Genomic DNA, 14,219 nt, shown 5'->3' with positions numbered 1-14,219 from the left:
CGCTGCTACCGCGCATTTTTCGTGCCGGGCCTGTCCAGAAAATCCAGCGCGGTGTTGATCTGTTCGAGCTGGTGTTCGATTTTGTCGCGGTCCTCGGCCGTGGGCGCCTTCTCGAGCTGCTCAACCAGCTTCTGCTTTCGGAGCAGCAAGTTCTCTATGACTGTACTCACGGCTCCCCCATCCGCCAGGGGCGAACATCGAGGCAATATTACACCCCGGAGGCGAGCGCGCGCCAGCCGGGCCCAGCGCAACCCTGCATCAGAATGTTCGCGAGGGCAGTTGGTTCCTGCGCGTGACCCGAGAAGGTGCAGACAGCTGATGGCGGCGCTCGCGAACGGTTAACGCGGTCGCACGCCCGGGCTGCCGGTCGCGGAACCGGATCTTTCACCTGCCCGTCGGTTGTATTCGGAGGCCCGGAGTCCTATGCGTATGCGCCATGGACATCCAGATCATCGCCGCCGAAAAACCCCTGATGGCGCAGGCACGCCCGCACAAGCCGGCGCCGTTCCTGCCGATGAGCCGCGCCGAGATGGATGCGCTCGGCTGGGACGCCTGCGACATCGTGCTGGTGACGGGCGATGCCTATGTCGACCATCCCAGCTTCGGCATGGCCATCATCGGCCGCCTGCTGGAGGCGCAGGGCTTTCGGGTCGGCATCATCTCGCAGCCGGACTGGCATTCGGCCGAGCCGTTCAAGGCACTGGGCAAGCCAAAAGTCTTCTTCGGCGTCACCGGGGGCAACATGGACTCCATGGTGAACCGCTACACCGCGGACCGCCGCATACGCAGCGACGATGCCTATACCGCGGGCGGCGAAGGCGGTAAGCGGCCGGACCGCTGCACCGTGGTCTACGCGCAGCGATGCCGCGAGGCGTTCAAGGGTGTGCCGGTCGTACTCGGCGGCATCGAGGCCTCGCTGCGCCGGATCGCGCACTACGATTACTGGTCCGACAAAGTGCGCCGCTCGGTGCTGGCCGACGCCAAGGCGGATCTGCTGCTCTACGGCAATGCCGAGCGCGCCGTCGTCGAAGTGGCGAACCGTCTTGCCGCCGGCGAGGCGCCGCGCGAGCTCGGCGACATCAGGGGCGTCGCGCTGTTCCGCCACGTGCCCGACGATTACACCGAGCTGCACGCCGACGATCTCGACTCCGCCGACGAGGGCGCATCGCGGACGAAAGGCTTGACCGTGATCCGGCTGCCCGCTTTGGAGCAGGTCGAGCAGGACAAGGAAGCCTATGCGCGCGCGTCCCGCGTGCTGCACCGGGAGAGCAATCCCGGCAATGCGCGGCCGCTGGTGCAGCGCCACGGCGATCGCGATCTCTGGCTCAACCCGCCGCCGATTCCGCTGACCAGCGAGGAGATGGACGCCGTCTACGATCTTCCTTACGCGCGCGCCCCGCATCCGTCCTACGGTGACGCGAAGATCCCGGCGTGGGACATGATCAAGTTCTCGGTGACGATCATGCGCGGCTGTTTTGGCGGCTGCACCTTCTGCTCGATCACCGAGCACGAGGGCCGCATCATCCAGAACCGGTCCGAGGGCTCGATCCTGCGCGAGATCGAGAAGATCCGCGACAAGACGCCGGGCTTCACCGGCGTGATCTCGGACATCGGCGGTCCCACCGCCAACATGTACCGGATGGCGTGCAAGGACCCGAAGGTCGAGGCCGCGTGCCGGCGGCCGTCCTGCGTCTTCCCCGAGATCTGCCCGAATCTCAACACCTCGCATGACGATCTGATCCGGCTCTATCGCAAGGTGCGCGAGACCAAGGGCATCAAGAAGGTGATGGTCGCCTCCGGCGTGCGCTACGACCTCGCGGTCGAGAGCCCCGAATACATCAAGGAGCTCGTCACCCATCACGTCGGCGGTTATCTCAAGATCGCGCCCGAACATACCGAGCGCGGGCCGCTCGACAAGATGATGAAGCCCGGCATCGGCGCCTACAACCAGTTCAAGCGGATGTTCGATGCCGCGGCCGAACAGGCCGGCAAGAAATACTATTTGATCCCGTATTTCATCGCGGCACATCCGGGCACGACCGACGAGGACATGATGAACCTGGCGCTATGGCTGAAGAAGAACCGCTACCGCGCGGATCAAGTGCAGACCTTCCTGCCCTCGCCGATGGCGACCGCAACGGCGATGTACCACACCGGCGTCAACCCGCTGCGCGGCGTGCGGCGCGGTGGCAGCGGCAAGGTCGAGGCGATCAAGGGCCTGCGCCAGCGCCGCTTGCACAAGGCGTTCCTGCGCTACCACGACCCCGACAATTGGCCGGTGCTGCGTGAAGCCCTGAAAGAGATGGGCCGCGCCGATCTGATCGGTTCGCGCCCCGACCAGCTGGTCCCCGCGCACCAGCCGCCCGGCACCGGAAAGGCCGCCGGCACGCCGCGGCCGGTTCGCCCCGGCGACAAAACCCAGCGGTTCACGACCAAGAACCTGCGGGTGATGAAGTAGCAGACAAGCCGGACCAGGTCCGGTTCAGCTTCGCATTGTCGCCCTCAAAACAAAAACCTCGAAAACAACCCCATGCACAGTAGCCGGCATGAGCGGGATCAATGACTTAGGCGATTGCCGAATCCGTTGAATCCGCGGGGTGAGATAACGGAAAAACCGAAATTATGTTTTGACGAAATATTGACTCGTCGGGCAAAACAGGCGCAAGATGCCATTGTCGCGGCACGCGTGATAGGGCGAGCGCCAACCGCTACTCCGTATCGATATCCTCGAGCTTCATGCGGAGGCCACGCTGCACTTGCTTCGCAATGGCGAATAGCCCTTCTCGCTTGACGATTGTTTAACCGCAATCAGCATTGCAGTTGCATTGTTTGAAACTCTCTATTCTCGATTGCGCTAACTTCGGGCAAGAGCGATTTCTCGGCCCGGAGAAGCAAATGAAAATAGGCCTGGCACAGAGGCGGGTGATGCGCGGGACTGCCTTCCTGTCCGTGCTCTGGTGGTTCTGTTCTGCGGCAATTGCGTCTGACGCCCAGACTTACCAGACGGCTGCTGCCGTTGCCGTAAGCAAGCTGGACTTTGAGCGAGCCATTCAAATCTACTCCAAAGGGCTCGAACAGCAATTCAGTCTTGAGGACCGGGCGGAACTGCTGCGGATGAGGGGTGTAACGGCTCAGCTGGCAAAAAGATGGGATCAAGCCGAGGCCGATTTCACGGCGGCCGTCGAAATGGTCGGCTCTACCGACCCGCGCGCTTATATAGGCCGCGGCTTTTTCTATCACCACCAAGGTCGCTTTGAGCTTGCGCTGGCCGACTACACCGCCGGGGCGAAGCTGTTCCCGGATAACGGGGCTTTCCCCAATGGCCAGGGGCTGGCGCTTGTGGAACAAGGCAAGTTCAAGGAAGCAATCAATCGATTTGACGAGGCAATAAGACTTGATCCGACGTCGGGCGCCTTCATGTTCGGACGGGCCGAGGCCTACAATCGTTCGGACCGACCGCAAACCGCGCTGGACGATTACGACAAGGCGCTGGCACTCGGATATCTTACGCAAGACGATACCTATCGACTTCGCGTGGGCGTTGGAGACGCACATCTCAAACTGAAGAATGAGAGGGCCGCGGTCGAAAGCTTGAATAAGGCTGTCGAACTCAGCCCCAACTCCACTACGGCCCTGAGGTATCGAGGACTGGCCCATGAACGGGCAGGCGAGCTTGATCGTGCGTATCGCGACTACGAGGCTGTCTTAATACTGAATCCTGGCGACGAATTCGCCGTGAAGCGGCTGCAGAGACTCCGCTCGAAGTAGGGATCAACGGTCGCCTGATCTACAGCTGTTACCTCGGATATAGCATTGGAAGGCGCCAAGCATGGTACCAGCAGACTACGTCTTTGGCTTCGCTATCGCGTTGGTCGTCGGGTTAAACCTTTATCTTGGCCCACGTATCGAAACCGAGCGCGTTGCTATGCAATGGGGCCCCAACGGCGAGCCAATTTGGTACGCCCCAAAATGGCTTGCTATGTGGGGGATGATTGCCTTCATGGCCGTGGTCCGGTTCTTCATCTGGTTCGCTTCGACATATTCCCCGCGGCATGTGCACGGTACTGAATTAGGGATAGTCATTTTCTCGCTGATCGCTGCCGGTTCTCACCTGTTCGTTTTAATGAAGGCGAGAACGACCCTCTGAAACCAGCTCAAGGGCAAATCGGCTTTGGACTGCTAAGAGAGGCGTTCAATGAAGCTCCCAGCTATTCTGAGATATCTAGCAATTTTGACAGCCGTTTCTTCAGGCGGAACTTGGGCCGACGACTGCAAGCCAATTGTGGAGGCTTTGGCGAAGCAGGCGAACACGTCGTTTCGCGTTCTCTACCATGGGACCGAGTGGGACAAGAATGGTCTATGCAGGTCGTACGCAGGCATATCCCGACACAACGCGAATGAACCCGCTTACGCTCCCTATAAGGAAATTGAGGCTTTCCCCAAGGTCTCGGCCTGTCGCATGTTGGGTGCAACAACAACAAAGGGGATCACTACCGAGCATTTTTACGCCACTCTGGAAGGAGATGCGGCTGGAAAGCAGCTCTCGGAATTTTGGATTTCGCCTGAGACGGGTCTGGTCCGCAGGCGAGAAGATCGCCTCGATAAGACGACGATCATCGAGTACGACTACAACAATCTCGATAGCATCTTCTAAAATGTCCGCTTCGGGTCAAAAGGCGCGCTTGCAACATTGTCTGCTTAGGTCTGCTTTCCCACGGAGGAGCGTCACCTAGGCACACGCGCCTTTCCATGCTGCCATCTTTCCTCCGGCCGAGATGTCGCAAATTCCTCCGGTCATCCATATGTTGCCTCCATGAAAAAAATCGGATTCCTCTCCTTCGGGCACTGGACGCCCTCGCCGCAATCGCAGACCCGCTCGGCTGCGGACACGCTGCTGCAATCCATCGAGCTTGCGGTTGCGGCGGAAGAGCTCGGCGCCGATGGCGCCTATTTCCGCGTGCACCATTTCGCGCGCCAGCTCGCCTCGCCCTTTCCGCTGCTGGCCGCGGTCGGCGCCAGGACCAGCAAGATCGAGATCGGCACGGCCGTGATCGACATGCGCTACGAGAACCCGCTGTATATGGCGGAGGACGCAGGCTCCGCCGATCTCATCGCAGGCGGGCGCCTCCAGCTCGGCATCAGCCGCGGCTCGCCCGAGCAGGTGATCGATGGCTGGCGCTATTTCGGCTACCAGCCGGCCGAGGGCGAGAGCGACGCTGACATGGGCCGGCGTCATGCCGAGGTCTTTCTCGACATCTTGCGCGGCGAAGGTTTTGCAAAGCCCAACCCGCAGCCGATGTTCCCAAATCCACCGGGGCTCCTGCGGCTCGAGCCGCATGCGGAAGGCCTGCGCGAGAGGATCTGGTGGGGCGCCGGCTCGAATGCGACGGCGGTCTGGGCCGCCAAGCACGGCATGAATTTGCAGAGCTCGACGCTGAAGAACGACGAGACCGGCGAAGCCTTCCATGTGCAGCAGGCCGCGCAGATCCGTACCTATCGCGCAGCCTGGAAAGAGGCCGGCCACCCCCGCGAGCCGCGCGTGTCCGTCAGCCGCAGCATCTTCGCGCTGATCGACGATCGCGACCGCGCCTATTTCGGCGGCGAGCGCGGCAGCGAGGACCAGGTCGGCTTCATCGACCCGCGCACCCGCGCGATCTTCGGCCGCTCCTATGCGGCGGAGCCGGATGCGCTGATCGAGCAGCTCCGAGCGGACGAGGCGATCGCCGAGGCCGACACGCTGCTGTTGACAATCCCTAACCAGCTCGGTGTCGGCTATTGCGCGCACGCGATCGAGGCGATCCTCACGCATGTGGCGCCGGCGCTCGGGTGGCGGTGACGCCTGGACTGCGCGCAATTTTTGAGGTTACGGCTTTTAAAGGCTACGTCGCGGGCTGGTAGTGTGCCAGCCGCTCCGGGTCAGCATCCGGAACGGAGACCGTCTGCGCCCTGATCTGGCTGCCGATGACCAGTCCGGTGAGCGAGAGCATGAGCCCCAGCGCCAGCGGCGCGAACAAGGCCTCTTCCTGAAACAATCCATTCAGCAGCACGACCATGACGCCGAAGCCCGCGAGCCCCTGCGTCAGATATCCGGAGAACGCATAAAGACGCCAGGCCTTCAGCGCCACCGCGAAATGAAACGCCAGCGGAACGAGGGCGGCGATGCCCATCTGGTACAGCAGGACCCCGATCGCACTCTCGACGGCGCCGTTGGTCGTTCCGGCGGCCTGCGCGGCGCTCCAGTCGATCGAGAAATAATCGTCCGACAGATTTCCGCCGACGCCCAGGCCGCGGCCAAACGGCTTTTCGAGAAATCCGTTCAAGCCGCCCATGAGGCCGAGGACGTGATAGTCGCCGATCTGCAAGCCGACGCGGATCGCGACAATTGCAAACACGATCAAGGCCACGAAGCCGAGCCATAGCGTCACCACGGCGCCGAGCAGACGGGTCGATATCCAGGCCGTGGCGACGAACACCACCACGATGAGCGCTCCCTTCACGCTGCAAACGATCAGCAGCGGCAACGCCACGAGGGCCAGAACCGGACGCCCTACCGAAAACAGGAAAAGCCCGAAAAACGCGATCCCGTACGCGAAGCTGATCGGGTGCATATTCGGTCCGTGGATGCGGAGGATCTTCGACACGCCGAACCCTTCGAGCAGGGGCGTATTGAGAAAGTCGAAGCTGAAGCGATCCTTCAGATCGACCGGCACGTTGCCGGTGGCGCGCATCTCGGCTTCCCAAGCGCCGGAGCGGGCCGCCTTGAGCTCGTCGAAACCCCAGAACGTGTAGCCGTTGGTGACGGCCAGCCAGAAATCCCGAAACGCAAACTCGACGTATCCGCACAGGATCAGAATGACTCCAAGCGTCACCAGGAACGGCGTGGCGCGAACCTCATAGGTCGCGGCCGTCAGCAGCGAGAGCTGAAACAGGAACAGCGGCAGCACGATGTTGCGCAGATAGACCGTTGCCGCCTGGCCGTCCTGGACGAAGCCGATCGCGAAATACAACGACACCACGGCGAGGGTCACGACGCCCCAGCGCATGATCTGATTGACCTCAGTCGACCGGTTCCTTTGGCCGGCGACGTAGAGCCCAAATGTCGTCAGCCACATCACGGAGCAGACGAGAAAATTATAGCCTTTGATGAAGTCCAGATCGGACGGCGCCGAAATCAGCGGCGACAGGATCGAGACGAACAGGTTCTGGAAGAACAGGACGAAGATCGCGATCGCCGGCGCGTAGGTTGGAGCCGCAACCACGATGGCGATGGCGACGAGAACTTCGACGGTCAGGGACAGGACCGGGCTCGCCCCGTGCAGGACCGGCACAAAGCCGATCGTTGCGATGGCGATGCAGAGCGTCGGGATCAGCTCGCGCCAAGGCGAACGTGAAGGCGAACGCGAAGGCTCGGGACAGCCCGCCTGCACGGCTTGAAGATGCGGTGAGGTCCCGCCACTCATGACTCGTCCTTTGGCGCAGCGCGGCGGCCACGATAGCGGCAGGATGCGTAAGGATTCGTTAACGATGACGGACCGGCTTCAGCGGCGGCCCGGCTTCGCGGCGCCGAACAGCGCGCGCATGACGTCGGGATCGGGCTTGCCGGTCCCGTTTTCGAGCAGGCCGAATCCCTGCGCCAGCTCCCAATGCGCCCAGCCCCAGCAATGCGCCCGCGCATATGCGGTCACGGCCGCGAGCCAGCGTACGCGGCTGTCCCGGGGCGCCGCGGCTTTCAACACGCCAAATTCGTTGATGATGATCGGCCGCGAAAATTGCTGCTGCCACGCGACCGCGGGCGCGAGCCAGCGGCTGACATCCGGCTTGTCCCTGGCGGCGGCAATCGCCGTGTCGAGCATGAGGAGCGCCTTCGTCGCGCCTCTGTCCTGCAAATCCCGGCGGAGCGCCTGAACCCCGGGATCGCCGGCGCTGATCGGATAACGCAGATCCGTGATGTCGTGCAGCGGATCCTGCACGTCCCAGTGGCCCTGGTGTGTGAACACCATGGGATCGTAGAAATGGATGGCGTAGACGACGTTTGGATCCGGCAACGGGCGAAACCGCGGCAGCGAGTCCGCGCGTTGCCAGTCGACCGGGCCGACGATCAGCGTGGTCGCGGGAAGCAATTGGCGAACGAAGGCGGCGAGCGTTTCGACCTGCTTTTGCCATCTGTCGGCTTCGATGTCGGGCTCATTGAGCAGCTCGGCGAACACGCGGTCGGCCGGAAACGATTGAATGACCCGGGCGAGCGTGCCCCACGCATCCTCCAGCTCGCGCAGCGAGGCGTCGGCGTCGTCCTTGTGCAGGCGATTGAAACGATCGCCGGGATGAAGATCGACGGAGATTGAATAGCCGAGCGAGATGAGCTGCTTCAATGCCTTGTCGAGCGCACGCAGCGTCTCATCGCGTTCCGCTTTCGAAGCGAAGCGCAGCATCACGCGCTCGGCCGGCACCGGCAAGCGGACATGGCCCATCCCGGCCTTGCGAAGCTGCTGCAGCAATTCGCGAGTTGGAGGCGCGGATTTTTCGCCATTGATCCAGCCGTCGGCATTGAACCCGCGCGACAGTGCGGCGAGCCTGTCCGGCGCGACGGTCTGCGAGGCAGGTACGCAAGTTTTGGCCGATGTCGCGGAGGCGAGCGACGTTGGCATCAAGATCGTGGATAGCAAGATCGTGGCAAGGAGCAGACGACGGCACGGCGTCGCCATCGTCAAACCGCCCTGCTAAGCGCACCGCCGTCAGGGTGAGGCGCGGCAGAGCCGGCGGGCGCATGATTGACGACGAGACCGGTCGGCACGGTGTCGTACTTCGACAGCGCGGCGGTCACCCGTCGCATCGCCGCCGAACCGAGCTCGCCGGCGCGCACCACCGGGATGATCAGGTCCGCGTGCGCGGCGAGCGCGATCGCATCTGGCTGCAAGGCAAGATTGTTCGCATGGACGATGATCAGGTCGAACTCCGAGCGAATGTCGTCCTCCGGCCGCGCATCGGCCTTCCTGCCGGCGCTCAGCAGTTCGTCGATCGACTGGAGTCCTGCCGTGGTCGAGCCGTCCTGCCATTCGGTCACCGGCGGTTGGGCGCCCGCGAATTCCGGCTGCAGCCGGATCAGCACGCTCATCATGCCGCGATTGACGGCCGCGCGGTTGAGCGAGCGCGCAACGGTGTTGCCGCCGGCGCTCTTGCCGACCGACAGCACGAGGGCGACCTTGCAGCCACGCACTGGGGCACGATCGATACGCTCGAGCAGCGGACGCAGGTAAGCGCCGAGATCGACCTCGGCTGGGGCGGCAATCGGTCGTTGCCAGACAGTGTTGGGCGCCGCTCCCGACATCAGTTCGGGAATGCGGGACCAGACCGGAAGGTTCGGCATCGCCTCGGGTTGCTGCACGGCCGGAGCCGGACGTTGGGCTTGCCGCTTGGGCGTCTCCCTCGCCTCCGCCCGCGCGGGCGTTCGAGCCGGAGCCTCGGCAGGATCGGACTTGTCGGACATGCTCGTCATCGCCGCAACCGTAGCGGTTGACGTCAGCAGCGAGCCGATCGCGAGCGCGGCGAGCAGCAAGGCGAGCGGCGGACGCGTCGAGCGCAGCGGCGGGATCGCGGGCGAAGCGATCTTGGTCTGCGAGCTCTGAAGCTGACGCTGCTCGTTGGTCGTCTTGAACCGCGACAAAAACTGCTCGTAGATGTTCTTGTTGGCATCGGCATCGCGCTGCAGCTCCTGCAGCTTCACGAGCGCCTGGCCGTCCACCAGCATCTGCGTCTCGACCGCCTTGAGCTGCTTTTCCAGCGCGGCCTGCTGCTCGAGCTGGGCCTCGTATTCGGACTTCGCGGTGTCGATGTTCTTCTTCCGCTCGACCTCGATCTGCCTGTTGATGTCAGCCAACTGGCTGTAGGAGATCGCAAGATCAGGATGGCGGTCGCCGTAGACCGCCTTCTTCTGTGCGATCTGGTCGTTCAGGGTCGAGCGCTGCGCGCGCAGCATGCTCAGGAGATCCTGCTTCACCGGACCTTCGACATTGGCCTTGAGATCGCGCTGCACCTGCTCGTAACGCGCCTTGGCTTCCTCGGTGCGCGCACGAGCCGCGGAGACCTGCTGGTTCAGGTCGGTCACCCGCAATTGCTGGGTGGTGGAATCCTTGCCGGCATTGAGGATCTTGTGCTCGAGCCGGAAGGCTGCGACGGCGTCTTCCGAGACGCGCAGGCGCTCGCTGAGCGTCTTCAGCCGGTCCTTGAGCCAGTCGGCCGCCTCGTCCGTCGCATCGCTGCGGACGCGGCTCTGGGTCGCGACGAACGCCTCTGCGATGGCATTGGCATAATACGCTGCCCGCTCCGCACTGTTCGAGGTGAACGAGATGGCGATGACGTAAGTCAGGCCGCGACGCGAGATATCGAGGCGGCTGCGGAGTTTTTCGAGCAGGCGCGTCATGTCGGTATGACCGCCTGCGATATCCTCGTCGTCGGCGATCTTGAGCTTCTCGATCAGGGGCCGGAGAAAGCCGTCCGATTTGGCGATCTCGATCTGGCTCTGAAGCGCAGCGGCGTCCTGGCCGATGCCAGGCAGCACGTCCTGATCCGTGGTCACGCGCAGCTCGCGGGGATCGACCACGACGAGCGCCGTCGCGGCATAGCGGACCGGCAGCACCATCAGCACGGCGATGCCGAGCGCGAAGAGTGCCAGCGCCAGCATCAGGATGCGCCGGCCGTTCTCACGCAGGAAAGAGAACGCGCCGGTGAGGGTCAGCGATCCCTTGATCAGCGCGGGGGCGGTGTTGTCGGGCGTCGCCGCCGCAGCCCGCGGCGCTTCCCACGAAGCAGCGGGCTCCGTCGGGGCGATGCTTCGCGGAGATGCGCTTCTACCGAACGCCATGGGGTTGGACTCGAAATCAACTAACAGGCACAGCCTAGAGACTTGCTACACCGTAAATATCCATGGTTAACCCGCGGTTACGGCTGCCGCGAAGCTCGGTAAACGGTTCGTTAAGGAGACGACGCACGGCCCTGCGCGGAGAGGGGTTCCGTGCGTCCGGATACCGGGCGACACCGAATGCATAAAGTCCGCTATTGGTTGGCGCGGACGCTTGCGGAAGACTTCCTTGCGCTTCGACGACCCGGCGCGCCGGATCTCAAAACAAAGCGGCGTTGCCAGCCTGCCCGTAGATCATTGCGGCCACGAGAGAGAGCAGCAAGCCCGCGCCCGAAAAGATCACGAGGACTTTCAGAGTTTCGACATCAACGTTGGTTCTCGTCGCGCGGGATATCGCCTTTGCCAGTGCAGCCATCATCGCCAGCTCCGAACAGGCCGCGCGAAGGCGCGACCTGTTTTGTCTAGCGTCATTGGGCGTGTTTGCGTGTGAAGCAGATTACAAGTGATGTTGCGTGCTGCACCTCGCACCGCCGGCCGAGCGTGCCTGGATCTTACCATTCATAGCACACCGCGCCCTTGCCTGCGCAGCAGCTGTGACGTGCCCTCGCGTATTACGGGCGGTCGCGCGATATACATCTTTTGCGGGAACCCGCCGACTTGCCAGCACTTTGCGGTGCAGGCTCGCGGCCGGCATTATTCTCAACTGATTCTCGTCTGACGAGGTACGGATGCCGCGGCCGATCATCGGCGCGGTCCCTGTCAGGCGGAAACGATCTTGGTGCCGAGGATGATTCGGCGTCGTCAGGGGAGGACAATTTGCCATGCCTGGGATGACTGGACTGCAGCTGGCCGGCGCTGTCGCCGCGGAGCGCCCCGGGACGGTCATCCTCCTGAGCCCGGGATACGCAGAGATTCCCAGCAACGAACGATCCAGCCTGCCGCGTTTATCAAAGCCATTCGACCAGGCTGCGTTGGCGAAGGCTATCGAGGCGGCAATGCGCGAAGACGAGCCAAGCGGATCCATCGTCGCTTTTCGGCCGAAGAGCGCGTGAAAGCCGGATGATGAATGGCGCACCGTCTGGTGCGGTCCCGATTCGGAAGCGCCAATGGTCCATCAAATCCCGCCGGGAAGCTCAACGCCCGCTTCCGTCAGGTCACGGAGGAATTTCCGCACCAGGAGCATGTTAGTTCTCTGCAACTCGTGATTATTGCCGAACTTGAACTGGTTGGCTTCGGTTACGATCAGACCCTGGTCGGTCTCGCGGAAAATGCCTTGCTTCTTCAAGCGATCGGCGCGCCGCCGAACGGTTTCGATCGGCAGACCGAAAAAGCGGGACAGGGCGGCACGGGAAACGCCCTGCTTGATCTTGTCCGGCTCCACCGCCTGGATACTGCCAAATTGCCGGTCGAGTTCGGGGGTCTTCATGATCTTGAGAACGTTGGCGTTCAGGACCGCATGAATGATCATCAAGTCCAGCGGATCGAAATCGTAGTGGCGGAACATCTCGCTGGCTGCGCACAGCATGTAGGCCAACGAGTGGCGGGAGACGGTTCGGATCAAATCCGATGCGATGTCCTCGCCTTCAGTCGTACCAACCATCACCAGTCCCCGCTTCTACGGATGTCCGGTCCGACGCCCACAGCCGGTTCTATGTATCCGTGGCGCACCGCGCGTGAGGCAGGACCGGTCTGCTGTTTCCCCCAATATGGGTATGGTTGCGGTTCAATCGGGTCAATAGCCGGCTTGTCGGCAATATCATTTTCACCGATACGGGATTGAGTGGCCGGGCGCGCAATTGGCGCGTGCCAACGGTGGTCGTGGGCCAAATGACATTCATCATCGAAGCTGTAAAAGACGACTGCCGCACCGTGGATTTCCGTGACAGCGCGATCGTTGCGGTGATCCTGGCCCGCAAGCATGCGGTGAATGGTTTTGTGGTGTCGATCACGGCTCCGGACGGGCAGCTTTTTTCCGCCGATCAGTTCAACCGTTTGCTGACGAGCAAGGGGCTTGGTTCGGATCCGGCGGCGCAAGATGTAGGGCGGCGCTAAAGCGGGCTTTGTCGGCGGTACGCAGAATCCCGAACAGTGCAATTGATTGTCATCGCGCCGAAACGGGTGCGCCGCCTGCGGACGAAACGAATGGATGCGGCAAATCGGCGTCGATCGCGTATTCGAAAATGGCGCGCCCGGAACGATTCGAACGTCCGACCCTCAGATTCGTAGTCTGATCCGGAGCATTGAAACAACTAGCGTTTGTTACCGTAAGCGCAAGCAAGAATCGCGAAATAGCGCCGTTTCGCCGCCCCTGAAGGCCGGGCAGTTACCATAAATCCATGAATGACGCTTGGAGGTGGCGAGGGAGGGACTCTCGGACCAATTTACGCCTATCCGCCGATTTCCTCGAAAAACAACCGAGCCGGCGGGTTACGGACTATACTGACGACTACATTGTGGACTACTGCAGGGATCAGGTCGTAGAATCGCGTACTTGTCCGCCGCAGTCAACGCCTGAGGAACCATGCGGCTTGGGAAGTTGATTCAAAGTTGACGCCGTGTTGCCGGCCGGCGCTCCAAAGCAGAGCCGAGCGAAGCTTCACCCCGGTCTGCGAATTCAGCGATGCGGACCGTATTGCGACGGCATGCACATGAGCTGACGCATCGAATTGTTGGCGTACCTCTCGACTGGTTCGCAGCCTTCTCGAGCAGGCCGCCGCGACCGGCAATTGGAGGTTGGGGGGCGCCCTCCTCCCCCTCGGCGTCGATTTCGCGGATCACGATTTCGGCGCCATTGAGCGGAAGGCAGTCGACTTTGTGGTTAAAACCCTTGCCGTCGCCATGCGGCCACAGAGCACCGATCGATCGCCAGATCTTTTTGTTGCCGGTCCTGGTGACGGCGTAGATGCGGTGCGTCGGGCGGGATGAAGTGGCTTGGTTGGTCATGCAAAGCTCCTTATCGTTTTCCGAGGCTCGCCCTTATGGCGACCTCGATGGCCGCTCTCGATCGAGGCGATCAAGCGGAGCTGTCAAAGCGGACGGTAGGCCCGCGAAGGGCGCGAGCTGCACACGCAAAGCACGGAAGCGAACGGCTTTTACAGCGACGCGCGCCGCGACAGAAACGGCCAATTGAGAGGTTAGCTCTAGTGGCGGACTTCGGTTGAGTTCGATATGGAGTCTGACCAACACGCCCGCAGCGGTGCGGACCGCGGCGTGCTCACAGATCTCGCCGATCGATCGAGACTATCGAACTGCACTGCCGGAAGCGGCCCGGTTCAGCCACAGACGCGATCTGGAAGGACGTCGGCCGGCGGCAGCTAAGGGGCAGCAGCCGTCTTCCTCGTGGCGTCCGATGCGGGTCCACGCC

At 62.4% G+C, this 14,219-nt stretch carries 13 protein-coding genes; 6 read left to right on the top strand and 7 right to left on the bottom strand.

The annotated features are described in order from the left end of the window. Nucleotides 1-5: 5 nt before the first annotated feature. Nucleotides 6-170, bottom strand: a complete 165-nt coding sequence (locus ACFQX9_RS29275; RefSeq protein ID WP_162847272.1) for a hypothetical protein — start codon at nt 168-170, stop codon at nt 6-8. A gap of 266 nt (nt 171-436) precedes the next feature. Here ACFQX9_RS29275 and ACFQX9_RS29270 point away from each other — a divergent pair, with 266 nt between their 5' ends. From ACFQX9_RS29270 to ACFQX9_RS29250, 5 genes are all read left to right on the top strand, one after another. After that, nucleotides 437-2,458 (top strand): YgiQ family radical SAM protein, encoded by a 2,022-nt coding sequence (locus tag ACFQX9_RS29270; protein ID WP_377791249.1) that lies wholly within the window; start codon nt 437-439, stop codon nt 2,456-2,458. Between the two features lie 371 nt (nt 2,459-2,829). Beyond that, the gene (locus ACFQX9_RS29265) at nt 2,830-3,768 is read left to right on the top strand and encodes a tetratricopeptide repeat protein (RefSeq protein ID WP_085355343.1); all 939 of its coding nucleotides are present in this window, start codon (nt 2,830-2,832) and stop codon (nt 3,766-3,768) included. Nucleotides 3,769-3,829: 61 nt separating this feature from the next. Continuing rightward, entirely contained in the window at nt 3,830-4,147 is a 318-nt protein-coding gene (locus ACFQX9_RS29260) for a hypothetical protein (protein WP_085351573.1), read from the top strand. A 48-nt stretch (nt 4,148-4,195) separates the two neighbouring features. Further along, complete coding sequence (locus ACFQX9_RS29255; protein ID WP_085351574.1) at nt 4,196-4,654, top strand: hypothetical protein; 459 nt, start codon at nt 4,196-4,198, stop codon at nt 4,652-4,654. A gap of 159 nt (nt 4,655-4,813) precedes the next feature. Next, on the top strand, nt 4,814-5,836 hold the full coding sequence (locus ACFQX9_RS29250; protein WP_377791248.1) for an LLM class flavin-dependent oxidoreductase: 1,023 nt from the start codon (nt 4,814-4,816) through the stop codon (nt 5,834-5,836). A gap of 43 nt (nt 5,837-5,879) precedes the next feature. On the opposite strand, the gene ACFQX9_RS29245 is transcribed toward ACFQX9_RS29250, so the two are convergent. The 5 genes from ACFQX9_RS29245 to ACFQX9_RS29225 all read right to left on the bottom strand — a co-directional run bounded on the left by ACFQX9_RS29245 (nt 5,880) and on the right by ACFQX9_RS29225 (nt 12,380). Further along, on the bottom strand, nt 5,880-7,460 hold the full coding sequence (locus ACFQX9_RS29245; RefSeq protein ID WP_018453044.1) for a hypothetical protein: 1,581 nt from the start codon (nt 7,458-7,460) through the stop codon (nt 5,880-5,882). 78 nt (nt 7,461-7,538) lie between these two features. After that, the gene (locus ACFQX9_RS29240; RefSeq protein WP_377791246.1) at nt 7,539-8,702 is read right to left on the bottom strand and encodes a glycoside hydrolase family 5 protein; all 1,164 of its coding nucleotides are present in this window, start codon (nt 8,700-8,702) and stop codon (nt 7,539-7,541) included. A 2-nt stretch (nt 8,703-8,704) separates the two neighbouring features. Further along, nucleotides 8,705-10,858, bottom strand: coding sequence for a GumC family protein (locus ACFQX9_RS29235; RefSeq protein WP_377791245.1), 2,154 nt, complete (start codon nt 10,856-10,858; stop codon nt 8,705-8,707). A 256-nt stretch (nt 10,859-11,114) separates the two neighbouring features. After that, nucleotides 11,115-11,273, bottom strand: a complete 159-nt coding sequence (locus ACFQX9_RS29230) for a hypothetical protein (protein ID WP_018453041.1) — start codon at nt 11,271-11,273, stop codon at nt 11,115-11,117. A 696-nt stretch (nt 11,274-11,969) separates the two neighbouring features. After that, nucleotides 11,970-12,380 (bottom strand): hypothetical protein, encoded by a 411-nt coding sequence (locus ACFQX9_RS29225; protein WP_231190860.1) that lies wholly within the window; start codon nt 12,378-12,380, stop codon nt 11,970-11,972. A 302-nt stretch (nt 12,381-12,682) separates the two neighbouring features. On the opposite strand from ACFQX9_RS29225, the gene ACFQX9_RS29220 reads away from it, so the two are divergent. Next, a complete protein-coding gene (locus ACFQX9_RS29220) occupies nt 12,683-12,907 on the top strand; it encodes a hypothetical protein (RefSeq protein ID WP_018453038.1) in 225 nt (74 codons plus the stop codon). 489 nt (nt 12,908-13,396) lie between these two features. Here the strand turns inward: ACFQX9_RS29220 and ACFQX9_RS29215 are convergent, their stop codons facing one another. After that, a complete protein-coding gene (locus ACFQX9_RS29215) occupies nt 13,397-13,798 on the bottom strand; it encodes a hypothetical protein (protein WP_377791244.1) in 402 nt (133 codons plus the stop codon). Nucleotides 13,799-14,219 lie beyond the last annotated feature (421 nt).

This window comes from Bradyrhizobium sp. GCM10028915, from assembly GCF_042666195.1.
Classification (GTDB): Bacteria; Pseudomonadota; Alphaproteobacteria; order Rhizobiales; family Xanthobacteraceae; genus Bradyrhizobium; species Bradyrhizobium canariense_D.
This window is presented reverse-complemented; position numbering and strand designations above follow the sequence as displayed.